Consider the following 21,772-nt stretch of genomic DNA (forward strand, 5'->3'; position numbering starts at 1 on the left):
GGACGCGGCCGGGGCGGTCGACGAGCGCGGCGCGGCTACTCCTTGGAGCGGACCCGGAGGCTGGTGATCAGCGGGCCCTCGGTGGTCTCGCGGAAGAAGTCGTTGCCCTTGTCGTCGACCACGATGAAGGCCGGGAAGTCCTCGACCTCGATGCGCCAGACGGCCTCCATGCCGAGCTCGGCGTACTCCAGGACCTCGACCTTCTTGATGCAGTCCTGGGCGAGACGGGCGGCGGGGCCGCCGATGGAGCCGAGGTAGAAGCCGCCGTGGGCGGCGCAGGCGTCGGTGACCTGCTTGCTGCGGTTGCCCTTGGCGAGCATGACCATGGAGCCGCCGGCGGCCTGGAACTGGTCGACGTAGGAGTCCATCCGGCCGGCGGTGGTGGGGCCGAAGGAGCCGGAGGCGTAGCCCTCGGGGGTCTTGGCCGGGCCGGCGTAGTAGACGGGGTGGTCCTGGAGGTACTTGGGCATGCCCTCGCCGGCGTCCAGGCGCTCCTTGATCTTGGCGTGGGCGATGTCGCGGGCGACGACCAGGGTGCCGGTGAGCGAGAGCCGGGTCTTGACCGGGTACTTGGACAGCTCGGCGCGGATCGCGGACATCGGCTGGTCGAGGTCGACGCGCACGACGTCGTCGTCCAGGTGCTCGTCGGTGGTGTCCGGCAGGTACTTGGCCGGGTCGGTCTCCAACTGCTCCAGGAAGACGCCCTCGGCGGTGATCTTGCCGAGCGCCTGGCGGTCGGCGGAGCAGGAGACGGCCATGGCGACCGGCAGCGAGGCGCCGTGGCGCGGCAGGCGGACGACCCGCACGTCGTGGCAGAAGTACTTGCCGCCGAACTGGGCGCCGATGCCGATCTTCTGGGTCAGCTCGGTGACCTTCGCCTCCAGCTCCAGGTCGCGGAAGCCGTGGCCGGTCTTGGCGTCGCCGGAGGTCGGCAGGTTGTCCAGGTAGTGCGCGGACGCGTACTTGGCGGTCTTGAGCGCGAACTCGGCGCTGGTGCCGCCGATCACGATCGCCAGGTGGTACGGCGGGCAGGCGGCGGTGCCGAGGGAGCGGATCTTCTGCTCCAGGAACGAGAGCATGCTCGCCTCGTTCAGGATGGCCTTGGTCTCCTGGTACAGGTACGACTTGTTGGCGGAGCCGCCGCCCTTGGCCATGAAGAGGAACTTGTACGCGCCGCCGTCGGTGGCGTACAGCTCGATCTGGGCCGGCAGGTTGTTGCCGGTGTTCTTCTCGTCCCACATGGTCACCGGGGCCATCTGGGAGTAGCGCAGGTTGAGCTTGGTGTACGCGTCGAAGACGCCGCGCGCGATGGCCGACTCGTCGCCGCCCTCGGTGAGCACGTTCTGGCCGCGCTTGCCCATGACGATGGCGGTGCCGGTGTCCTGGCACATCGGCAGGATGCCGCCGGCCGAGATGTTGACGTTCTTCAGCAGGTCGAGCGCGACGAAGCGGTCGTTCGGGCTGGCCTCCGGGTCGTCCAGGATGCGGCGCAGCTGGGCGAGGTGGGCGGGGCGCAGGTAGTGCGAGATGTCGTGCATCGCCTCGGCGGTGAGCAGCCGCAGCGCCTCGGGCTCGACCTGGAGGAAGGTGCGACCGCCGGCCTCGAAGGTGGAGACACCCTCGGAGGTCAGCTTGCGGTACGGGGTCGGGTCAGCGCCCAGGGGGAGCAGGTCGCTGTACTCGAAGTCTGGCGTGGGAGCCATGGGGGCGGTCCTTAGGTTTCCAGTGGTCCGGCTGCGTCGGCGAAGCACCCTCAAGGGTAGGACCCGGCTCCGCGTCGCACGCGGACAGGGCAGCCTGCGTGACCGGGCTCACTCGGCCGCACGTACGAGCGACTAGTCTTGGGCCGTGGACAACTCGCCGTCGCAGGACGATCCGGGGCAGCCGTCCGTGCCGGCGCCCGTACCGATGACCAAGCCCGAGAGCCGGCCCGAGCCGCAGCCGCAACTCCGGCCGCTGCCGGAGCAGCAGACCCAGCCGTCGCACGCCCCGGTGGCGCAGGCGGAGATGCGGGTGTCGGACGCCGACCGCGAGCGGATCGCGGAGCTGCTGCGGGACGCCTACGCCGAGGGCCGGTTGGACGCGGACGAGCACGCGGACCGGATCGGGGCCGCGTACGCCGCCAAGACCTTCGGCGATCTGGTGCCGCTGACCAGGGACCTGCCGGGCCACCGGCCGCTGTCGTTCGAGAAGCCGCCGCTGGAGGCCCCGGCGCCGCGTGCGGTGACGCCGGCGCTGCCGCCCGCGCGCCAGGAGTCGCCGTCGATGGTGGCGATCTTCGGCGGCTCGTCCCGCAAGGGCCGTTGGCGGGTGGGGTCGCACCTGAAGGCGTTCGCGGCGTTCGGCGGGGTGGAGATCGACCTGACCGACGCCGTCTTCGAGTCGCCCGAGGTGGAGATCGAGGTGACGGCGCTGTTCGGCGGCGTCGAGATCCGGGTGCCGGAGAACGTGAGCCTGCACGGCGGCGGCGTCGGCATCTTCGGCGGATTCGACGTCAAGGAGCAGACGGCGGCGGACCCGTACGCGCCGGTGGTCCGGGTCAAGGGCGTCGCGGTGTTCGGCGGTTGCGAGGCCAAGCCGCGCCGGGGCAAGAAGCTCAAGGAGTGGGTGCGCAAGCAACTCGGCACCGAGTAGTCGGGGTTGGCGGGTCGAACGCCCGGCCGGGGATCAACTCCCGGCCGGGCGTTCCGCGTTGTCTCCGGTGCGCTCCGTAGTCGATTGCGTGCAGTGTGCATGAATCGCGGGCGGGCGGGGTAGTTCCTTCCGCACATCGCTTCTTGTACGGCTGCGCACCGGAGGCGGCCCAGCGGCCGACTCGGGGTTGGACAGCGGGGGCTCGCAGCCGGGCAGGGGAGCGAGCTTCCCCGTGTCCGAGAGTCTCGTCAGGAGTACGGCCGTGCTGCATCCGATCGAGTCCCGCACCACCTCGCCCGTCGCCGCCGCGCAGTTGCTGGAGCGCAGTCCGCAGCCGCACCCCCCGGGCGGCCAGGGCCCCCAGACCGCCGCCCAGGGCGCGTCCTCGGGCGAGGACAGCCCCTGGCACACCGGCGCGGCCTGCCGGCGGGACGAGGTGGGGCTGTTCTTCGCGCCCTCGAAGGAGCCGACGGCGGCCCGGCTGTCGCGCGAGGAGCAGGCGAAGCAGGTGTGCGCCCGGTGTCCGGTGCTGCTGGAGTGCCGCGAGCACGCGCTGGCGCAGCCGGAGCCGTACGGGGTCTGGGGCGGGCTGACGGCCGCCGAGCGCCGGGTGGTGCTGGCCCGTCGCCGCCGCCGGGAGTCGGAGCTGCGCGAGGCGACCCGGGTGGTCGCGGGGCAGCGGCGGATAGCGGGCTGACGGGGCTCCTGGTGCGCCCCGGGCCGGACGCGCCGCGGCCTCGGCGGAGGGGGATTCCGCCGAGGCCGCGGGTGCGGTCGCCCGGTGTCAGTTGGCGCGGTCGAAGTCGATCGCGCTGTAGGCCCGCAGCTTCGACAGCTTGTGGACGGAGTTGATCTCGCGGATCGTGCCGCTCTTGGAGCGCATCACCAGCGAGCTGGTGGTGGCGGTCTCCTGGCGGTAGTGCACGCCGCGCAGCAGCTCGCCGTCGGTGATGCCGGTGGCGACGAAGAACACGTTCTCGCCGCTGACCAGGTCGTCGGTGGTGAGCACCCGGTCCAGGTCGTGGCCTGCGTCGAGGGCCTTCTGCCGCTCGGCGTCGTCCTTGGGCCACAGCCGGCCCTGGATGACGCCGCCCATGCACTTCATGGCGCAGGCCGCGATGATGCCCTCGGGGGTGCCGCCGATGCCCATCAGCAGGTCGACGCCGGTGCCCTCGCGGGCGGCCATGATGGCGCCGGCCACGTCGCCGTCGGAGATGAACTTGATCCGGGCGCCCGCTTCGCGGATCTCCCGGACCAGGCCGTCGTGGCGCGGGCGGTCGAGGACGACGACGGTGACGTCCTCGACGGCGCTGCCCTTGGCCTTGGCGACCCGGCGGATGTTGACGGCCGCGGGGGCGGTGATGTCGACGAACTCGGCGGCCTCGGGGCCGGCCACCAGCTTGTCCATGTAGAACACGGCGCTGGGGTCGAACATGGTGCCGCGGTCGGCGACGGCCAGGACGGCGACGGCGTTGTTCATGCCCTTGGCGGTGAGCGTGGTGCCGTCGACCGGGTCGACCGCGACGTCGCACTCGGCGCCGGTGCCGTCGCCGACCCGCTCGCCGTTGTAGAGCATCGGGGCTTCGTCCTTCTCGCCCTCCCCGATGACGACCACGCCGTTCATCGAGACGGTCGAGACGAGGGTGCGCATCGCCTTGACGGCGGCGCCGTCCGCGCCGTTCTTGTCGCCACGGCCGACCCACCGGCCGGCGGCCATCGCGGCCGCCTCGGTGACCCGGACGAGTTCGAGCGCGAGGTTCCGGTCCGGAGCCTCGGGCGCGACCTCCAGGGCGCTGGGAAGGTGGTTCGGGTACTGCGTGGTCATCGTCGTTACCTCTCTGTACGCGACGGCCAGTAAGCGCCCGACTACTGCCTGGTCGAACGCCGTGGTGAGGGTCCTGCGATCGTATCTGCCTATGAGATGACTGTCTGTGGCGCGGGTCGCCACCCGGCGCCCGACCAGGTCGGTTCGTCCCGCTTCACCCGTACGCGGGCACCCCGGGTGGCCGTACCGCCGTAGGGATGAGTCACCATGTGGGGGTGGCTGGAGAGAGCAAACGCATGAGGGGCCGGGAGACCGTACGGGACATGGTCCTGTCGATGCTGGCGGTCGGCGCCGTGGTCTGGATCGGGTACCTGTTCCTTCCGCACGACGCGAACAGCGACCCGGTGCACGTGGTCGAGTACAAGGTGGCGGCGGCCTCCGCGAAGCGCGGCGCGCCGTACCCGCTGCTCTCCCCGGACGGGCTGTCCGACCGGTGGCGGGCCACCTCCGTCGGCTACCAGCCGGCCGCGATCAGCAAGGGCAAGGGCAACGCCTGGCACCTGGGCTTCGTCACGCCGTCCGGCCAGTACGCGGCGGTCGAGCAGAGCGACGTCCCGCGCGACGCGCTGCTGGCCGACAAGATCGCGGGCGGCAAGCCGGACGGCACCTCGGAGGTCGCCGGGCGCACCTGGGAGCGGGTGCAGGGCGAGAAGTCCCGCGCCCTGACCGTGCAGACCGGTGACGCGACCACCGTGCTCACCGGCACCGCCTCCTACGAGGAACTGGCCGAGCTGGCCCAGGCGCTCAAGTAGCCCGTGCCCCCCGGGTCACCCCCGGGGGGGGAACGGCTCCGTACGCCCCCGCGAACGCCCCGCGGACGCGCCCGTACGACCCCGAACGCCCCCGTGCGCATACGGAGAGGGCCCGCACCGGACGAACCGGTGCGGGCCCTCGCGCGTGCGGCGGATCAGACCGTGGTGACGACCTGGTCGTACTCCAGGCGCGGCGAGCGCGGGAACCACGCGTCGTCGCCCGGCTTGCCGATGTTGACCACGGCCAGCACCGAGTGCTCGCCGTCGCCGAAGAACTCCTTGTTGATGCCCTCGGCGTCGTAGCCGGTCATCGGGCCGGCGGCCAGGCCGGCGGCGCGCACGCCGATGATGAAGTAGGCGGCCTGCAGCGCGCCGTTCAGCGAGGCGGAGCGCTCGCGGACGGTGCGCTCGGAGAAGAACACGTCCTTGGCCTGCGGGAAGTGCGGGAACTGGGTCGGCAGCTCCTCGTGGAACTCGTTGTCCGCGGCGAGGATGGCGACCAGCGGGGCGGTGCTGGTCTTGGCCTTGTTGCCGTCCGCCAGGTGCTGGACGAGGCGCTCGCGACCCTCGGTCGAGCGGACCAGGACGACGCGCAGCGGCTGCTGGTTGAAGGCGGTCGGGCCGTACTTGACCAGCTCGTAGATGGCCTGGACCTGCTCCTCGGTCACCGGCTCGTCGGTGAAGGTGTTCGCGGTGCGGGCCTCGCGGAACAGCAGGTCCTGAGCGGCGGCGTCGAGTACCAGGGCGTCGGTGGTCATGCTTGTCTGCACCTCATGCGGGAGGGGGTTCGTCGGATTGACCGGCCGTGGCCGGTCACACCATCTCAACATGGATGAAGTTTCAACGATTCCCCGGCCTACTGTGAGCCGCGTCACTGCCCGCCCGCGGCCCCGTCCTCCTCGGCGGCCAGCGCCGCGTCCAGCCGGGCCCGGGCGCCGTCCAGCCAGCGCTGGCACACCTTCGCCAGCTGCTCGCCGCGCTCCCACAGCGCCAGCGACTCCTCCAGCGACGTCCCGCCGTTCTCCAGCTGCCGGACCACCTCCAGCAGCGCGTCCCGGGCGTGCTCGTAGCCCAGCGCGTCGTCCGGGGTCGGTGCCGCCGCGTCCTGCTGCTCCTGCTGCTCTGCCATGCGTGCCAGCGTAGGGGCTGGAGCCGACAGCGCCCGCGCAGCACCGACGCAACGGCCGTGGCGGGGTGAAAGCGGCAGGGCGAAGGCGGCGGGTGGAGGCAGCGGTGGAGGCAGCGGCGAAATCGGATGCAACCGGCCGGCCGGCGGCGCTACCCTCCGCCGCATGATCACGGTCCGACCCGCCGCTCCGACCGACGCCCCCGAGCTCGTCCGGCTGCGCAACCTGATGTTCGAGGCGATGCCCGGCATGGCCGGCCTGACCGGGCCGGGGCCCTGGCAGGCCACCGCCGAGCGGATACTGCGCGAGCGCCTCGCCGCCCCGGCCGGGGAACTGACCATGCCGTCCTTCGTGGTGGACGATCCGCGGCGGCCCGGCCGGCTCGCCGCCTGCGCGGTCGGCACGCTGGAGCACCGGCTGCCCGCGCCGGGAAACCCGGACGGCCGGTTCGGCTTCGTCTTCAACATCTGCACCGACCCCGGCCACCGGCTGCGCGGCTACGCCCGGGCCTGCACCGAGGCGCTGCTGGACTGGTTCGACGACCAGCGGGTCGGCCGGATCGACCTGCACGCCAGCAGTGGCGGCGAGGCGCTCTACCGCAGCCTCGGCTTCGGCGAGCACTCCCGCGCGCTCTCCCGGCAGCGCTCCTACGAGGCCTGACCGTCGTCCATCGCGACGCCGGGCGTTCCTACGAGCCCTGGCCGTCCGCCACCGCGTTGCCGGGCGTTCCTACGAGGCCTGGCCGTCCGCCACCGCGTTGCCGGGCGTTCCTACGAGCCTTGGCCGTCCGCCACCGCGACGTCGAAGGCCCCGCCCGCGACCCGGGCGCGCAGCCCCTCGCCGGCCGTGACCTGCGCCGGGTCGGTCACCACCGTGCCGTCCGTCCGCTGGAGCACCGCGTAGCCGCGCTCCAGGGTGGCCGCCGGGGACAGCGCGACCACCCGGGCGAGGGTGTGCCCGAGATCGCTCTGCGCGTGGTCCAGCCGGTGCCGCAGGGTGCGCCGGGCCCGCTCCAACAGCGCGGTGACCTCCTGGCCGCGCCCGTCCAGCATCCGGTGCGGAGCGGCCAGCGCGGGGCGGCTGCGCACGCCGTCCAGCCCGTGCTGCTCGCGCTCGACCCGGCCGAGGACGTGCCGCCGGGCACGGTCCCGCAGCAGGCGGACCTTGGCCAGCTCCTCGCCGACGTCCGGAACCACCCGTTTGGCGGCGTCGGTCGGGGTGGAGGCGCGCAGGTCGGCGACGAAGTCCAGCAGCGGCTGGTCCGGCTCGTGGCCGATCGCGCTGACCACCGGCGTACGGGCGGCCGCGACCAGCCGCACCAGCCCCTCGTCCGAGAACGGCAGCAGGTCCTCGACGCTGCCGCCGCCGCGGGCCACGATGATCACGTCCACCTCGGGGTGCTCGTCCAGCTCCCGGACGGCCGCGCTCACCCGCTCCACCGCGCTGACCCCCTGCACCGGGACGTTGCGCACCTCGAAGCGGACGGCCGGCCAGCGCCGCCGGGCGTTCTCCAGCACGTCCCGCTCGGCCGCCGAGCCGCGCCCGGTGACCAGCCCGACGCACTGCGGCAGGAACGGCAGCGGGCGCTTGCGCTCGGCCGCGAACAGGCCCTCCCCGGCGAGCCGCCGCTTCAGCTGCTCCAGCCGGGCCAGCAGCTCGCCCAGCCCGACCGGCCGGATCTCAGAGGCCCGCAGCGACAGCTGCCCGCGCGCCGCGTACCACTCCGGCTTGGCGTGCACGACGACCCTCGCGCCCTCCTGCACCACCTCCGCGACCTGGTCGAACACCGAGCGGAAGCAGGTCACCGTGAGCGACACGTCCGCCTGCGGGTCGCGCAGGGTCAGGAACACCACGCCCGCCCCCGGCCGGCGGCTGAGCTGGGTGATCTGCCCCTCCACCCAGACCGCGCCGAGCCGGTCGATCCAGCCGCCGATCAGCGCGGAGACCTTGCCGACCGGGATCGGGGCTTCGGGGGAGCTGGTGTTGGCCATGCGTACGAGGTTAGGGCCTGTCCGGGGAGCTGGTGCCGGCCGTGTGCGCGAGGCTAGCGGCGCCCGCCGACAGGGCCGCCCGGAGTGGGGGAGCCCTGGACGCCCAGCACCACCAGCCCGACCGCCAGCCAGATCAGCCCGACGAGCTGCGCGGTCGTCGAGGCCTCGTAGACCACCGCCGCGATCACCGCGATCCCCAGGGCCGGGACGAGCAGGTGCCGCACCCGGTCCCGGGAGCCGTGCCGCACCGTGTACCAGCCGATCACCGAGGCGTGCAGCAGCGCGAAGGCGGTCAGCGCGCCGACGTTGACCACCGAGGTCAGCTGGTCCAGCCCGTCGTCCCGGTCGGCCGCCCAGACCGCCGCGGCCAGCGTGATCACCGCGGCCGCCAGCAGCGCCCGGCGCGGCACCGCGGTGGCCGGGTCGACCGTGCCGAGGACGCGCGGCAGCCGCCCCTCCCGGCCCATCGCGTAGACCAGCCGCCCGGCCGCCGCCTGCCCGGCCAGCGCCGCGAAGGCCGCGCCGATCGCCTTGCTGGCCGCCACCAGGACGTGCAGCCAGTGCCCGACCCCGCTCTCCACCGTGTCGTAGAAGGCCGAGCCCTGCGCCGCCGGGTCGGCCGCCAGCTGCTGCGGGCCCAGCGGCTCCAGCAGCGCCGCCAGGTAGGTCTGGGCGACGAACAGCACCCCGGCCAGTGCCAGGCACCAGAGCACGGCCCGGGCCACCGCCGCCGAGGCGCCGACCGCCTCCTCGACGAAGGTGGCGATCGCGTCGAAGCCCAGGTAGGAGAGCACCGCGACGGACACGGCCGAGATCACCGCGGTCAGCGAGAAGGCGCCGACGGCGGTGAACGGGGTGTCCCAGCCGCGCCGGGCGCCGCCCTGGACCAGCGCCACCACGGCTGCGGCGACGAACACCGCCAGCACCGCAATCTCCAGGGCGAGCACCGCGAAGCCGACCACGGCCGCCGTCCGTACGCCGATCAGGTTGAGCGCGGTGGTCAGCACCACCGCGAGCGCCGTCCAGACCCAGCGGGAGACCCCGGGCACCAGCGAGTTCAGCGCGATCCCGGAGAACAGGTAGGCGACCGCCGGGATCAGCAGGTAGTCGAGCATCGCCATCCAGCCGGCGATGAACCCGGGCCCCTCGCCCAGCCCGGCCCGCGCGTAGGCGAACACCGAGCCGGTCTGCGGCACCGCGCGCACCATCTGGGCGTACGAGAAGGCGGTGAAGCCCATCGCGACGGTCGCGGCCAGGTAGACGGTGGCGACGGCGCCGTGGCTCCTGGCGTCCAGGACGCCGAACACGCCGACCGGCGCCATCGGAGCGATGAACAGCAGGCCGTAGACCATCAGGTCGCGGACGCTCAGGCTGCGGCGCAGGCCGCCCGGTTCCGTTTGCCCGTTCGCAGAGCTCATAGACACCACATTTGAGCACCGGCGACCGGGTCTGTCCGGAAAGCGCCTCCCGTCGGCGCGGCTCGGCGCCGCCCGTACGATGGAGCCATGTCCAACACCGCGCCGCGCCGTGTCCTGCTCGCCGCCCCCCGGGGCTACTGCGCGGGTGTAGACCGCGCCGTGATCGCCGTGGAGAAGGCCCTGGAGCAGTACGGGGCGCCCATCTACGTCCGCAAGCAGATCGTCCACAACAAGTACGTGGTGCAGACCCTGGAGAAGAAGGGCGCGATCTTCGTCGACGAGACGGAGGAGGTGCCCGAGGGCTCGATCGTGGTCTTCTCCGCGCACGGCGTCGCGCCGTCCGTCCACGACGAGGCGAAGGCCGGCCGGCTGGCCACCATCGACGCCACCTGCCCGCTGGTCACCAAGGTGCACAAGGAGGCCGTGCGCTTCGCCGACGAGGGCTTCGACATCCTGCTGGTGGGCCACGAGGGCCACGAGGAGGTCGTCGGGACGATGGGCGAGGCCCCGGACCGGATCCACCTGGTGGACGGCGCCGAGGACGTCGCCAACGTGCGGGTCCGGGACGAGTCCAGGGTCGTCTGGCTGTCCCAGACCACCCTGTCGGTGGACGAGACCATGGCCACCGTCGGCGAGCTGAAGAAGCGCTTCCCGGCGCTGGTCAGCCCGCCCAGCGACGACATCTGCTACGCCACCCAGAACCGCCAGGTCGCGGTCAAGCAGATGGCCCCCGAGACCGACCTGCTGATCGTGGTCGGCTCCAAGAACTCCTCCAACTCCGTCCGCCTGGTCGAGGTCGGCCTGGAGTACGGCGCCAAGGCCGCCCACCTGGTGGACTTCGCCGAGGAGCTCCAGGAGGCCTGGCTGGAGGGCGTCGGCACGGTCGGCCTGACCAGCGGCGCCTCCGTCCCGGAGATCCTGGTCGAGGGCGTGCTGGAGTGGCTGGCCGCGCGCGGCTACGACACGGTCGAGACGGTCAAGACCGCCGAGGAGCACCTGACCTTCTCGCTGCCCAAGGAACTGCGCCGCGACCTGCGCGCCGAGGCGGCGGGCAAGCTGTAGGGCCGGTCCCGGGACCGCTCCCGGACCGCTCCCGGGTCCTTTCGCGCAGAGCCCGGCACCCCCTCGGGGTTGCCGGGTTTTCTGCTGTGCGTCCACCCGTGCCCTCTCGTAGTTTTGTGCACAGGCTGTGGACAAGCGGTCCGCAGCCCCGGCGGAGGGTGGACGTGATGGCGGCGGTATTCGGCGTGGACATCGGCGGTTCGGGCATCAAGGGCGCCCCGGTCGACCTCGCCCGGGGCGTGCTGGCCCAGGAGCGGTACAAGGTGCTCACCCCGCAGCCGTCCGCCCCCGAGGCCGTGGTCGCCGCCGTCCGCGAGGTGGTCCGCCAGTTCGACCACCAGGGCCCGGTCGGGCTGACCTTCCCCGGCGTGGTGGTCGGCGGCCGGACCAGAACCGCCGCCAACGTGGACAAGGGCTGGATCGGCCTGGACGCCGCGGGCCTGTTCCGCGAGGCGCTCGACCTGCCCGCGACCGTGCTCAACGACGCCGACGCGGCCGGGCTCGCCGAGACCGTGCACGGCGCCGGGCGCGACCAGTCGGGCGTGGTGCTGGTGCTCACCTTCGGCACCGGCATCGGCAGCGCGCTCTTCGTGGACGGCGTGCTGGTGCCCAACACCGAGCTGGGCCACCTGGAACTGCGCGGCAAGGACGCCGAGCGCCGGGCCTCCTCGGCCGCCAAGGAACGGCACGGGCTGACCTGGGAGCAGTGGGCCGGGCGGGTCGACGAGTACCTGGACCTGGTCGAGATGCTGTTCTCGCCGCAGCTGGTCGTGATCGGCGGCGGGGTGAGCCGCAAGCACGAGAAGTTCCTGCCGCTGCTGCGGGAGCGGGAGGCGCGGGTGGTGCCGGCCGAGCTGCGCAACGACGCGGGCATCGTCGGCGCCGCCATGGCGGCGGCCCGGGCGGCGGGCTGAGGCCGCCCGCCCGAGGCGCCGCTCAGCGGGAGCGCTGGATCCGGCGCTGGGCCACGAACCGGGCGAGCACGATCAGCGCGGCCAGCCCGGTGCCGGAGAACAGCCAGCCGGCCCGCAGCGCCAGCCCGGTCGCCAGCGCCACCACCTGGGCGGTGACGCCCGAGGAGGTGACCGGCCCGAGCAGCAGCAGCGCCAGCGCGAAGGCGATCGGCCCGCTGATCGGTGCGGCCAGCAGGTCGACGTAGCGCACCCGGACGGCCAGCTGGAAGCAGACGGCCAGGTAGCCGAGGCCGAACAGCCAGCCGAGGCCGTCGAACAGCAGCCGGTCCAGGCCCGCGACGGCGAGGGTCGCCAGCACGGCGGCCACGCCCGTGCCGATGGCGGTCAGCCGGGTCGGCCGTCCGGTCCGGCGCCGCCCGTACAGCGGGGCCTCGGCGCGTCCGCGCAGCGGCAGCCGCAACCGCAGCCTGGGGGTGGCCGGGCGGGCGGTGGTGGCGGCGGGCGGCCCGGCTACCGGGCGTAGCCGGGCTGCGGGGGCGGCGGCGGGGGCTCCGGCGGTCTCGGGAGCCCGGCCGGGCCCGGGGACGGCGGCCCCGGCCGCGCCGTTCGGCGGTCGGCGTCTGGGCCCTGGCGGCTGGGTACGGATGCTCTGCTCCACCCGCCCAACGTACGGTCCGATCATCGCCACACTGTGTAATGGACCGTTCAGGTCTTGCCCCGTGTCTCCTGGCGGAGTGCTGATGTGATCGTCGTTCAGCGGCCTGACCTGTCCGGCCCAGCCGCCCGGGCGGCCGACCGGAGTTCCTGGCGCCCCTCCCGGCGGCGACCGGGGCGTGAGGCGCTGCCCGTAGACTTGGGGGTCGGCCCGCACGGTGCCGACCCAACTCCTCCAAGCCCACGGGACTGCGCTTCATGTCGCTCACGATCGGAATCGTCGGCCTGCCGAACGTCGGCAAGTCGACCCTGTTCAACGCCCTGACCAAGAACGACGTGCTGGCGGCCAACTACCCGTTCGCCACCATCGAGCCGAACGTCGGCGTCGTCGGCGTCCCGGACACGCGGCTGGCCAAGCTCGCCGAGATCTTCGGCTCCCAGCGGATCCTCCCGGCCACCGTCGACTTCGTCGACATCGCCGGCATCGTGCGCGGCGCCAGCGAGGGCGAGGGACTGGGCAACAAGTTCCTCGCCAACATCCGCGAGTCGGACGCGATCTGCCAGGTCGTGCGCGCCTTCACCGACCCGGACGTGGTGCACGTGGACGGCAAGGTGTCGCCCAAGGACGACATCGAGACCATCCACACCGAGCTGATCCTGGCCGACCTCCAGACCGTCGAGAAGGTCCTGCCGCGGCTCCAGAAGGAGGCGCGCCTGAAGAAGGAGACCGCCCCCGTGCTGGCCGCCGCCGAGGCCGCGCAGGCGGTCCTGGAGACCGGCAAGACCCTCTTCGAGGCCGGCTTCGACACCACCCCGATCCGCGACCTCCACCTGCTGACCGCGAAGCCCTTCCTCTACGTCTTCAACGTGGACGAGGCCGAGCTGGCCGACGAGGACTTCAAGAACGTCCAGCGCGAGCTGGTCGCCCCGGCCGAGGCGATCTTCCTCAACGCCAAGATCGAGTCCGAGCTGATCGAGCTCGACGACGCCGAGGCCCTGGAACTGCTCCAGTCGATGGGCCAGGAGGAGCCCGGCCTCGCCACCCTCGCCCGGGTCGGCTTCGACACCCTCGGCCTGCAGACCTACCTCACCGCAGGCCCCAAGGAGACCCGCGCCTGGACCATCAAGAAGGGCGCCACCGCCCCCGAGGCCGCCGGAGTCATCCACACCGACTTCCAGAAGGGCTTCATCAAGGCCGAGGTGATCTCCTTCGCCGACCTGGTCGAGACCGGCTCCATCGCCGAGGCCCGCTCCAAGGGCAAGGCCCGCATCGAGGGCAAGGAATACATCATGCAGGACGGCGACGTGGTGGAGTTCCGCTTCAACGTCTAGTCGAACTGCGGAAAGGCCGTCTGACCTGCGGCGGAGCGGGTTGGGCGGCCTTTCGGTCCGCAGGGAGTCCGCGAGGCTGCCAACTCCGGCCAACGCAACCGGTGTCGGCTACGCCGCTTCGGTGCCCGGGAGGTCGCCTCGGTCCGCGCCGCCGTCGTCGGCGTACGCGCGGTCGACGGCGGCCCTGGTCCGCTCCTCGGAGCCGGGTCAGAGGTGGGTGTAGATGTTCAGCGTCATTGCGGGGCTGGTGTGCCCGAGCCGCTCGGAGACGGTCTTCACCGACTCGCCGTGCTTGATCAGCAGGCTCGCGTAGTGGTGCCGGAGCGCGTGCGGGCCGGTGCCCTTCGGTATGCCGACCCGCTGGCAGGCGGGCCGCCACGAGCCGTCCATGAAGCTGGTGTAGACGACCGGGCCGCCCTCGGGAGCGGTGAAGAGCCAGCCTTCGGGGTCGGTAACCGGGAAGTCCCGCAGGTGCGCGGCTATCGCCTGGACGGCCATCTTCGGGAGGGGAACGGTCCGGTAGGACCGGGTGGTTTTCGGCGGCCCGGCGTAGACGCCGTGCTTGGCCGTCTGCTGGACCTGCTGTTCCACGGTGACGGTGGCGTGCAGCAAGTCGACGTGCCGGAGCTGGAGCCCGAAGAGCTCGCCCGGCCGGAGAGTGCACGTTGAACCCTGCGTCTCCCCAGTCCAATGACGCACCCCCGAATGCGTCGTGGCCGCCTGTCGCGATACCGGGCCAGCCGGATCGGCGGTACGAGGCCGAGTTGTCTACAGCTGGTGGGCGGCCAGCAGGGGTGGCACCCGCGGGGCCTGCCGTCCCGGACGGGATCGACCTGATCCCGGACGCCGAGGCGAGTGAGGGTGCCGAACTGCTCGCGCAGCTGAAGGCCCGGATCGCGCGGTTCGTGATCCTGCCCTCCGAGGAAGCGCTGGACGCCACCACGCTGTGCGGGGCGGCGACGCACCTGCAGAGGTCGTGGCAGCACGCGCCGCGCCTGGCGGTGGTCGGCCCGGCGAAGCGGTGCGGCAAATCGCGCCTGCTGGACGTGCTCACCGAGACCGTCCACCAGGCGCTCCTCACGGTCAACTCGTCTCCGGCCGCCGTGTTCCGCTCGATCACCGAGAACCCGCCGACGCTGCTGGTGGACGAGGCGGACACGATCTTCGGCAGCCCGAAGGTGGCGGAGAAGAACGAGGAGATGCGCGGTCTGCTCAACGCCGGACACCAGCGCGACCGGTACGTGCTGCGGGTCGTCGGCAAGGACCACACCCCGGGCCGATTCCACACCTTCGCGATGGCGGCCATCGCCGGCATCGGCGACCTTCCGGACACGATCATGGACCGGTCGATCGTGATCCGGATGCGCAGGCGTGCCGAGGGCGAGACGGTCTCGCCGTACCGCTCCGAGCGCGACGGGCCCGGGTTTCACGAGATCCGGGACCGGATCGCCCGCTGGTCGGCGCCGCTCGCCGAGCCGGCTCTGCACCTGGAACCGGACATGCCGGTCGAGGATCGGGCCGCCGACACCTGGGAACCCCTGGTGATAGTTGCCGACCTGGCGGGTGGCTCCTGGCCCAGGCTCGCCCGGCAGGCATGCAAGCGCATGGTCGACGCCGAGGTGCAGCAGGCTGAGGAGGACAACCCCGGCGGGGCCAAGATCCTGGCCGACATCCGGCGGACCTTCCACGCGGCCGGCGACCCCGACAGCATCACCACCGACCAGCTGTTGCTTGCCCTCAACGGTGACCATGAGGCGCCGTGGGTGGAGTGGGGTCGAGGCGGCCTGACTCCGCGCGGTCTCGGCTCGATGCTGCGTGAGTTCGGCATCTCCTCGGGCAACGTCCGCACCGGCGACGGCACACAGCGCAAGGGCTACATGCGGCACAAGTTCACCGACGCTTGGCGGCGGTACTGCCCTGCCGTCTATCCGATCGCCCCGGTCGGCGGCGTGAGCTGACCTGTCAGGCCAAGACGGCAGACCGAACAGGACGGCGACTGGCCCGCCGCCGCACGGACCCGAGTGCGGGCGGCGGGCCGGGCCCGGGACGGGAAGCGCACCCGTCTCGTGCCGTCCCAGCCGTCCCTGCCGTAAAAGTGCAGGTCAAATGCCCTTCTGCTGGGACGGTTCACCGTCCCAAGACGGAAGAGCTCCCGCACCGGACGCCATCGGCCAAGCCGCGCTTGGACCTTGTCGTACCGCCCTGGCCCGCAGATGCAACGGCAAGACGGCAAAGACGGATTTCTCTCGAACACCCCTCCACCGCAAGGACACGCTCGTATGTCCACCACCCAGCCGGACACCCAACCGACCGGCTCCGGAACCATCGCCCGCACCACGATCACCCTCGTGATGACGGCCATCGCCGGCCTCGCCTTCGGCTTCTCCTTCGGCAACGTGTGGGCCCTCGCCCTGCGCCTAGGCGTCCCGCACCCCGTTGCCCCGGCTCATCGCCCCCATGGTCGACCTGTCCGTGCTCGGCCTCCTGGTGGCCCTGCACCACCTCTCCGCCATTGGTATGGACCCCTCCCAACTGCGCTCCGCCACCCGGCTGATGCATCTGTGTGGCGTGCTCACCCTCGCCCTCAACACCGCCGAACCCATCCTTGCTGGACACTGCGGACGGGCCACTCTCGACGCCGTTGCGCCTCTACTTCTCCTCGGCTGGGGAGTCGTCGGCCCAGCCCTCCTTCGCCAGCTTCATACCTCGTCCGCCTCCACCACTCGAGTGGAGGAGGCGGGCCCCGCCAAGTCCGAGCCGGGCGATCCTTCCGCCGGTAACGAGGGCGACGCTGAGCCGGATCAGGTGCTGGCTCCTGCCTCGGCGGCAGAAGCCGAAGAGGCCCAGCCGGCCTCTACCAGTCGACCCCCGTCTGCGAGCCAGGAGCCTGCCGCTTCCCGCAAGCGCACAGGCCGCAAGCCAGCGGCCAGCATGGACGAACTGCTTGAGGTGGTTGGGCCTGCCGGCACAGAGAGGGGTGCCACCCATGCAGTGATCAAGGAAGCAGTGCGCGGCGCTGGCCTATCGATCAGCAACGATCGGGTCGGCAAACTGCTGGAGCTCGTGAGGAGCGAGCAGACCGACCAGCCCGAAGCGGTTTCGGCGCACGCCATCGTCGCCTGACTCTGCCTCGACATGCCGCTCGCCCGGTTCCGTATCCGGAACCGGGCGAGCGGCACACAGTCGGCGCGAACCGCTCGTTCCGGAACTCCACATGTCGATGCCGGGATTTCCGGAACGAGCCCCAGGCAGAGCAAGTTGTGAGGTAAGCACTGCTTACCCCGGTTCACCCCAAGGGGAGCAAGGGGAGCAAGTTGTGGGGTAAGGAGTCCTTACCCCCTGGCCTGCTCCTGTCGGAGCATGTTGCCCCGCAGGACAGTCCTGCTGGCCGCCGAACACGGCCGCCCTCGCCCAGGGTGCGAGGGCAGGCCCTGGAGCCAAGGCCAGCGGGAAGGGAACGGAGGTGCTGCGTTGCCAGGCCCGTAGGCCCGGGACTCAGCTCTCGTGCTCGGCGGCGATCCCTAGCACACCGTTCGGCGACCACTCGTGCTCCAGGATCGAGTAGGTGATCGAGTCTCGCCAGGCACCGTGGACGAAGACGTGGTCGCGGATCCGCCCGTCCTCCGTCATGCCGGCCCGCAACAGGGTGCGCGCGGAGGCCTCGTTGAGCGGGGAGCGGGCGGCCCAGATGCGGTGCAGGCCGAGGACGTTGAAGCCGAGGGCGCACAGCAGGTGGACGGTCTCCGTGCCGAGGCCCTTGCCCCACTCGGCCGGGTGGAGAGCGAAGCCGATGGTGGCGGCCTGCTGCGGCTCGGTGGCCAGGCGCGCGTAGCCGATCAGCTGGTGCTCGCCGAGCCGGGTGATGGCGAGGCAGTACTCGGTGCGCGGGGTGGCGTTCGCGGAGGCGATGGAGCGGGCGGTGATCGCCTGGACCTGCTCGCGGGTACGGGGTTCGAAGCTGAGGTGCCGGGTGGCCTCGGGGCCGCCGTAGATGGTGAGGAGGGCGTCGGTGTCCTCGGGTTCGACTTCGCGCAGTGCCAGGCGGGGGCCGGCCAGGTGGACTGGGGTCATGGCTGCGGAGCCTATCCGTGGGGTCACCGGACGAGGACTGAGGTCGGGGTGGCGGTGAAGGCCTCGATCTCCTCGCGCAGGTCGGCCGCCGCACCGACGCTGCGGCGGCCGACGCCATGCAGGGCGGCGTGGACGCGCTGGGCGCTGCTGACGATGCCGAAGTTCCGCTGCTCGATGGGGAGGTCGAGCACCGGGCGGACGGCCTCGGCGGCACCTTCGACCTCGCATCGGGCGATGCGGGCGAGGGCGAGGTCGGTCTGGGCGCCGGCCTCGTCACCGAAGGCCCACTCGTCTTCGGAGGCGTCGCGGTAGGCGGCGACGGCGGTTTCGGACTGGCTCTCGCCGAGTGCGGCGTCCTCGCCGAGCTGCACGGTGGCCTCGGCGACGTAGTAGAGCTGTCGGGGCGCGGGGAAGGTCATGATGCCGCCGAAGGCGTCGAGGTCGTCCGGTTCAGCGGCCGCGCGGGCGTCCTCGGCCTGCTGGATGGCGGTGCGGGTGGCCTCGCCGTCGCCGAGGAGGGAGTGGGCGCGGGCGGAGAGACAGGCGAGCCAGACGCTGGTGGTGCCGCGGACGTCGCCGACCGCGCTCTGCCCGAGGGCGGCGTAGTCGGCGGCCTCGCCGGGGCGGCCTGCCCAGTAGGAGATGAGCGACTGGAGCGAGCGGACCCAGGCGCGCATGGCGTGGTGGTCGGCGTTGTCGGCGCAGACGAAGGCGGTGCGGGCCTGCATCATCGCGGCGCTCGGGTTGCCCAGGTCGTGGCTGGCCTTGGCGAGCATGCCGGAGGTGATCCCGGCGAGCAGGTACAGGTCGCGGGCTTGCAGGGGCTTGACGCGGCCGTGTTCGAGAAGGCGGAAGGTGAGGTCCTGGACCTCGACCAGGTCGCCGAGCAGGGTCGGCAGCGCCAGCCTGGGGTAGGCGACGGTCAGTCGCCGCACCTCGTCGTGGATCTGGCCCAGGGTCTCCGGGCCGATGCTGTTGCCCTCCGCCATCGCGGTGAACCGAAGTGCGCGACGAGCCGCCATTGCGACCTGCCTTTCCAATTCCGGGGTGCCCGCGTCGAAGCGGGTCTCGCTGTTGGACGGGCCACCGGCAGGCAGTACCGCTGCCTGCTCGGACGGGAGAAGGACAGGGACCGGCCGTGGTGGCGGGACGACGAACGAGCCAGCGACCGCAGGCGCCGGCAGGGACGGGGCCGGTGCGGGCGCGAGGAGCGCGTCGACGCTGACGCCGAACATCGCCTCCAGGACCCGGCACTGGTCCGGGTAGGGGCGAGTCTTCACCGCGCCGCCGTACCAGCGCTCGAACTGCCGCTTGGAGACCGACAGGCCCCGTAGCCGGGGGTCGTTTTCCTGCTCGGCGGCCGAGTTCGCCGTCGCCTCGAACCGGAGGCGGAAGGTCTCGTAGACCTGCCAGTGGCGCTGCAGTGTCAAGGCCCTTAAGAGCGTGGGAGTTTCGGCCACTGCGGATCCTCTCCGTCCCCGTTCGTCTGCTCTGACGATAGCCATGGCCGGTCCGCAGGAAACGCGTCCGGAGGGCTCTCGGGCCAGATGACGGCAGCCATGACGGCGGTCATGACGCACGACATCGTCGACCACGCCAACCAGCGTCCGGCGACGACGTGGCCATGACGGCAGCGACGTCGTATCGATGCGTAGCCGCCCGCCGCCATGCTGGCGGCACTTCGCAATCCGCACACGGATGACAGCGAAGCGTGAGATCGGGGTGGCTTGCAGCACCTGCCGATCACCCCGTCCAGCGCCGCGGGAACACCGACCCGTGGCCGGCAATGGGAGGGATCCGATGGACGAGGCCACGACCCGACGCGCTGCGGAATCCCGGTCCCCCTCGGACAGCGAGGCGGGCACAACTGCTGGAGAGGGCCGCGCCACTCGCGCCAGGCGCCGTCCGGGTCTGACCATCCGGACGTTCAAGGTGGCGCAGGACGGCACCCGCTACGACGACTCCGGCGTGATCGCCGCCAACCCAGGCCCCGACGAGTACGTCGCCCGGATCGAGGTCTGGCCCGAGTGCGCCTGCCCGCGGCACCGCGCTAACTGATCCGCCAACACTCCACGCTCACCACAGGAGGGGAACACCTCATGTCCCTTGAACAGCTTGCCGGAAAGACCGTCCTGGTCACCGGGGCCGGCGGCCTGATCGGCAGCCGCATCACGGCCCAGCTCCGCCAGCTCGGCGCACGCGCCATCTCGGTGTGCAAGCTCGACGCCTACCCGCCCGAGGTGTACCGCGAGCGCTTCGGCATCGACACCTTCAACCCGGACTTCATCGTCGGCGACATCGCCGAACCGGGCCTGATGAACCGAGTGATCGCCGAATGCGACTACGTGATCCACGCCGCCGCCCTGGCCGACGTGGCCGCCTGCACGCGTCTGCCGCTGGACGCCATCGACTCCAACATCATCGGTACCCAGCACGTCCTCGACGCCGTCGCCTCCTCCCCCCGGGTCCAGCGCATGGTGTTCGTCTCCTCGGCCAGCGTCTACGGCAACGGCAGCCCGCAGTTCGTCGAGGACGCGGCAGTCGCGCCGGTGTCGGTGTACGGGAACAGCAAGGTCTGGGGCGAGTACCAGACCGCCGCCATGCTCGGGGAGGCTGACCGCTCCTACGCGATCGTGCGGTACTTCTCGGTCTACGGTGAACCGCAGGTTGTGAAGGAGAACAGCCACTCCTGGGTGGTCGCCTGGTTCGCCATGCGGGCCACACTCGGCCTCCCGCTGCAGCTCAACGGCGGCGGCCGCCAGGTCCGTGACCTGGTCCACGTCGACGACATCGCCACCGGCACCCTGCACGCGCTGACCTCGCCCCGTGCGCACAACGAGACGGTGAACATCGGTACGGGAACTGGCACGTCGATCCGGCAGGTCGCCGAACTGGTCCGCGCCCACTACCCCGACGCCCAGCTGGTCGAGACGCCGATGCCACTCGGCGACCCCGAAGGCGGGTACGCCTCCGTCGAGCGGATGGAGGAACTGCTGGGCTGGCGGCCGACCACCAGCATCGAGGAGGGCGTCGCCCGCTACGTGGCCTGGCTGCGGGCGAACCCCAGCGCGATCCCGGAGTGGATGCGCCGGGCGGCTGCGGCCTAGATGATCGGGGGCCGGCCGAGCCGGGTCATGGTCCACACCGTGCGCCAGCGCATCGGCTTGCGCCGACCGCACGGTGTGCGCCAGCCCTCGGCGAAGCCCGAGAACCAGGCCTTCAACCCAGCGGCGTTCCTGGTGCGGGCGACAGTGAGCGCCACCCACACGCCGAGGTAGACCGGCACCAGCACAGCGGGCAGGTGGCGGCGCGCGAGGTACACGCGGTTGCGGGCGTTCACCCGGTAGAAGAACGAGTGGCGGGTCGGGCTGGTCCGCGGGTGCTGCAGCAGCAGCTCCGGGGCGTACAGCACCCGCCAGCCGGCGTCGAGCGCCCGCCAGGCCATGTCGGTCTCCTCGTGCGCGAAGAAGAATGCGTCCGGCCAGTCCCCGACCTGCTGCAGCATCTTCGTCGACAGTCCATGGCCGCCGCCGAGGAAGCTGGTCACCTCGCCACCGCGCATCGGGTCGCCGGCCCGCAGTCGGGGAACGTGGCGGCGCTGGGTCAGCCCGGTCTCGTCGGCGATCCGGAAGGACACGATGCCCAGCCGGGGGTTGGCCTCGTACAGGGCCTCGATCCTCGCGAACACGTCGTCGGCGACCAGCAGACCGTCGTCGTCCAGGTCGATCACCACGTCCACGTCACGCAGATGCTCCAGCGCAACGTTCCGGCCGCCGGTCACCCCGAGGTTCTCAGCCAGCTCGACGCCCTCCACCCACGCCGGCAGTTCCGGCAGCGGGCAGCCCTGGGCGACCACCACGACCTTCGCGGCCGGGACGGTCTGCATTTCCACCGAGGCCAGCAGCTCGGTCAGTTCCTTCGGCCGCGTGCCCATGGTCAGGACCGCCACGCCCAGCTTGACGTCCACCGCACCATCCCTTCGAGGAAGCAGA

General features: G+C 71.9%; 22 protein-coding genes. 11 read left to right on the top strand and 11 right to left on the bottom strand.

Going from position 1 to position 21,772, the window contains the following annotated elements:
- Positions 1-35: 35 nt before the first annotated feature.
- Positions 36-1,703, bottom strand: coding sequence for a fumarate hydratase (locus AB0O19_RS21110; RefSeq protein WP_063347981.1), 1,668 nt, complete (start codon positions 1,701-1,703; stop codon positions 36-38).
- A gap of 145 nt (positions 1,704-1,848) precedes the next feature.
- Here AB0O19_RS21110 and AB0O19_RS21115 point away from each other — a divergent pair, with 145 nt between their 5' ends.
- Together AB0O19_RS21115 and AB0O19_RS21120 are read left to right on the top strand one after the other, a co-directional pair.
- Positions 1,849-2,634 carry a DUF1707 domain-containing protein gene (locus AB0O19_RS21115; protein WP_363585444.1) on the top strand — a complete coding sequence of 262 codons (786 nt, stop codon included), beginning with the start codon at positions 1,849-1,851 and terminating at the stop codon, positions 2,632-2,634.
- Between the two features lie 262 nt (positions 2,635-2,896).
- Positions 2,897-3,331 (top strand): WhiB family transcriptional regulator, encoded by a 435-nt coding sequence (locus AB0O19_RS21120; protein WP_350879949.1) that lies wholly within the window; start codon positions 2,897-2,899, stop codon positions 3,329-3,331.
- Between the two features lie 87 nt (positions 3,332-3,418).
- On the opposite strand, the gene glpX is transcribed toward AB0O19_RS21120, so the two are convergent.
- Positions 3,419-4,459 carry a class II fructose-bisphosphatase gene (glpX, locus tag AB0O19_RS21125; protein ID WP_063347979.1) on the bottom strand — a complete coding sequence of 347 codons (1,041 nt, stop codon included), beginning with the start codon at positions 4,457-4,459 and terminating at the stop codon, positions 3,419-3,421.
- A gap of 236 nt (positions 4,460-4,695) precedes the next feature.
- Between glpX and AB0O19_RS21130 the strand changes: the two genes are divergently transcribed.
- Positions 4,696-5,211: a DUF4245 domain-containing protein gene (locus tag AB0O19_RS21130; RefSeq protein WP_363621363.1), complete on the top strand. Its 516-nt coding sequence runs from the start codon at positions 4,696-4,698 to the stop codon at positions 5,209-5,211.
- Positions 5,212-5,366: 155 nt separating this feature from the next.
- Here AB0O19_RS21130 and AB0O19_RS21135 read toward each other — a convergent pair whose 3' ends face one another.
- Both AB0O19_RS21135 and AB0O19_RS21140 read right to left on the bottom strand, forming a co-directional pair.
- Positions 5,367-5,969 (bottom strand): malonic semialdehyde reductase, encoded by a 603-nt coding sequence (locus AB0O19_RS21135; protein ID WP_363585443.1) that lies wholly within the window; start codon positions 5,967-5,969, stop codon positions 5,367-5,369.
- Between the two features lie 113 nt (positions 5,970-6,082).
- The gene (locus AB0O19_RS21140) at positions 6,083-6,340 is read right to left on the bottom strand and encodes an exodeoxyribonuclease VII small subunit (RefSeq protein WP_363585442.1); all 258 of its coding nucleotides are present in this window, start codon (positions 6,338-6,340) and stop codon (positions 6,083-6,085) included.
- A gap of 163 nt (positions 6,341-6,503) precedes the next feature.
- Between AB0O19_RS21140 and AB0O19_RS21145 the strand changes: the two genes are divergently transcribed.
- On the top strand, positions 6,504-6,998 hold the full coding sequence (locus AB0O19_RS21145; RefSeq protein ID WP_363621365.1) for a GNAT family N-acetyltransferase: 495 nt from the start codon (positions 6,504-6,506) through the stop codon (positions 6,996-6,998).
- A 110-nt stretch (positions 6,999-7,108) separates the two neighbouring features.
- On the opposite strand, the gene xseA is transcribed toward AB0O19_RS21145, so the two are convergent.
- On the bottom strand, positions 7,109-8,329 hold the full coding sequence (gene xseA, locus AB0O19_RS21150) for an exodeoxyribonuclease VII large subunit (RefSeq protein WP_363621367.1): 1,221 nt from the start codon (positions 8,327-8,329) through the stop codon (positions 7,109-7,111).
- A 53-nt stretch (positions 8,330-8,382) separates the two neighbouring features.
- Positions 8,383-9,747 carry an APC family permease gene (locus tag AB0O19_RS21155; protein WP_363621370.1) on the bottom strand — a complete coding sequence of 455 codons (1,365 nt, stop codon included), beginning with the start codon at positions 9,745-9,747 and terminating at the stop codon, positions 8,383-8,385.
- 87 nt (positions 9,748-9,834) lie between these two features.
- Between AB0O19_RS21155 and AB0O19_RS21160 the strand changes: the two genes are divergently transcribed.
- Both AB0O19_RS21160 and ppgK read left to right on the top strand, forming a co-directional pair.
- Positions 9,835-10,809: a 4-hydroxy-3-methylbut-2-enyl diphosphate reductase gene (locus AB0O19_RS21160; protein WP_363585438.1), complete on the top strand. Its 975-nt coding sequence runs from the start codon at positions 9,835-9,837 to the stop codon at positions 10,807-10,809.
- Positions 10,810-10,976: 167 nt separating this feature from the next.
- Positions 10,977-11,723, top strand: coding sequence for a polyphosphate--glucose phosphotransferase (ppgK, locus tag AB0O19_RS21165; RefSeq protein WP_363585437.1), 747 nt, complete (start codon positions 10,977-10,979; stop codon positions 11,721-11,723).
- 22 nt (positions 11,724-11,745) lie between these two features.
- Here the strand turns inward: ppgK and AB0O19_RS21170 are convergent, their stop codons facing one another.
- A complete protein-coding gene (locus AB0O19_RS21170; protein WP_363621372.1) occupies positions 11,746-12,381 on the bottom strand; it encodes a DUF6542 domain-containing protein in 636 nt (211 codons plus the stop codon).
- Positions 12,382-12,635: 254 nt separating this feature from the next.
- Here AB0O19_RS21170 and ychF point away from each other — a divergent pair, with 254 nt between their 5' ends.
- Positions 12,636-13,709 carry a redox-regulated ATPase YchF gene (gene ychF / locus AB0O19_RS21175; RefSeq protein ID WP_363621373.1) on the top strand — a complete coding sequence of 358 codons (1,074 nt, stop codon included), beginning with the start codon at positions 12,636-12,638 and terminating at the stop codon, positions 13,707-13,709.
- 207 nt (positions 13,710-13,916) lie between these two features.
- Here ychF and AB0O19_RS21180 read toward each other — a convergent pair whose 3' ends face one another.
- Complete coding sequence (locus AB0O19_RS21180) at positions 13,917-14,408, bottom strand: site-specific integrase (RefSeq protein ID WP_363621375.1); 492 nt, start codon at positions 14,406-14,408, stop codon at positions 13,917-13,919.
- A gap of 95 nt (positions 14,409-14,503) precedes the next feature.
- On the opposite strand from AB0O19_RS21180, the gene AB0O19_RS21185 reads away from it, so the two are divergent.
- Positions 14,504-15,667 (top strand): DUF3631 domain-containing protein, encoded by a 1,164-nt coding sequence (locus AB0O19_RS21185; protein ID WP_363621377.1) that lies wholly within the window; start codon positions 14,504-14,506, stop codon positions 15,665-15,667.
- A gap of 499 nt (positions 15,668-16,166) precedes the next feature.
- Complete coding sequence (locus AB0O19_RS21190; RefSeq protein WP_363621379.1) at positions 16,167-16,832, top strand: hypothetical protein; 666 nt, start codon at positions 16,167-16,169, stop codon at positions 16,830-16,832.
- A gap of 372 nt (positions 16,833-17,204) precedes the next feature.
- On the opposite strand, the gene AB0O19_RS21195 is transcribed toward AB0O19_RS21190, so the two are convergent.
- Positions 17,205-17,780, bottom strand: coding sequence for a GNAT family protein (locus AB0O19_RS21195; RefSeq protein WP_363621381.1), 576 nt, complete (start codon positions 17,778-17,780; stop codon positions 17,205-17,207).
- 23 nt (positions 17,781-17,803) lie between these two features.
- Positions 17,804-19,210: a hypothetical protein gene (locus AB0O19_RS21200; RefSeq protein ID WP_363621383.1), complete on the bottom strand. Its 1,407-nt coding sequence runs from the start codon at positions 19,208-19,210 to the stop codon at positions 17,804-17,806.
- 502 nt (positions 19,211-19,712) lie between these two features.
- Between AB0O19_RS21200 and AB0O19_RS21205 the strand changes: the two genes are divergently transcribed.
- Together AB0O19_RS21205 and AB0O19_RS21210 are read left to right on the top strand one after the other, a co-directional pair.
- A complete protein-coding gene (locus AB0O19_RS21205) occupies positions 19,713-19,838 on the top strand; it encodes a hypothetical protein (protein ID WP_363621385.1) in 126 nt (41 codons plus the stop codon).
- A 41-nt stretch (positions 19,839-19,879) separates the two neighbouring features.
- Positions 19,880-20,887 carry an NAD-dependent epimerase/dehydratase family protein gene (locus tag AB0O19_RS21210; protein ID WP_363621387.1) on the top strand — a complete coding sequence of 336 codons (1,008 nt, stop codon included), beginning with the start codon at positions 19,880-19,882 and terminating at the stop codon, positions 20,885-20,887.
- Here the strand turns inward: AB0O19_RS21210 and AB0O19_RS21215 are convergent.
- Positions 20,884-21,747, bottom strand: coding sequence for a glycosyltransferase family 2 protein (locus AB0O19_RS21215; RefSeq protein ID WP_363621388.1), 864 nt, complete (start codon positions 21,745-21,747; stop codon positions 20,884-20,886). The two genes, AB0O19_RS21210 and AB0O19_RS21215, sit on opposite strands and share 4 nt — an antisense overlap.
- Positions 21,748-21,772 lie beyond the last annotated feature (25 nt).

This window comes from Kitasatospora sp. NPDC091276 (assembly GCF_040684355.1).
Classification (GTDB): Bacteria; Actinomycetota; Actinomycetes; order Streptomycetales; family Streptomycetaceae; genus Kitasatospora.

Bases quoted from the DNA above. Each gene is read 5' to 3' on its own strand.
- ychF (WP_363621373.1), top strand. From the start codon at position 12,636: ATGTCGCTCACGATCGGAATCGTCGGCCTGCCGAACGTCGGCAAGTCG.
- glpX (WP_063347979.1), bottom strand. From the start codon at position 4,459: ATGACCACGCAGTACCCGAACCACCTTCCCAGCGCCCTGGAGGTCGCG.
- AB0O19_RS21110 (WP_063347981.1), bottom strand. From the start codon at position 1,703: ATGGCTCCCACGCCAGACTTCGAGTACAGCGACCTGCTCCCCCTGGGC.
- AB0O19_RS21195 (WP_363621381.1), bottom strand. From the start codon at position 17,780: ATGACCCCAGTCCACCTGGCCGGCCCCCGCCTGGCACTGCGCGAAGTC.
- AB0O19_RS21140 (WP_363585442.1), bottom strand. From the start codon at position 6,340: ATGGCAGAGCAGCAGGAGCAGCAGGACGCGGCGGCACCGACCCCGGAC.
- AB0O19_RS21145 (WP_363621365.1), top strand. From the start codon at position 6,504: ATGATCACGGTCCGACCCGCCGCTCCGACCGACGCCCCCGAGCTCGTC.
- AB0O19_RS21130 (WP_363621363.1), top strand. From the start codon at position 4,696: ATGAGGGGCCGGGAGACCGTACGGGACATGGTCCTGTCGATGCTGGCG.
- AB0O19_RS21160 (WP_363585438.1), top strand. From the start codon at position 9,835: ATGTCCAACACCGCGCCGCGCCGTGTCCTGCTCGCCGCCCCCCGGGGC.
- AB0O19_RS21190 (WP_363621379.1), top strand. From the start codon at position 16,167: ATGGTCGACCTGTCCGTGCTCGGCCTCCTGGTGGCCCTGCACCACCTC.
- AB0O19_RS21155 (WP_363621370.1), bottom strand. From the start codon at position 9,747: ATGAGCTCTGCGAACGGGCAAACGGAACCGGGCGGCCTGCGCCGCAGC.
- AB0O19_RS21210 (WP_363621387.1), top strand. From the start codon at position 19,880: ATGTCCCTTGAACAGCTTGCCGGAAAGACCGTCCTGGTCACCGGGGCC.
- AB0O19_RS21135 (WP_363585443.1), bottom strand. From the start codon at position 5,969: ATGACCACCGACGCCCTGGTACTCGACGCCGCCGCTCAGGACCTGCTG.
- ppgK (WP_363585437.1), top strand. From the start codon at position 10,977: ATGGCGGCGGTATTCGGCGTGGACATCGGCGGTTCGGGCATCAAGGGC.
- xseA (WP_363621367.1), bottom strand. From the start codon at position 8,329: ATGGCCAACACCAGCTCCCCCGAAGCCCCGATCCCGGTCGGCAAGGTC.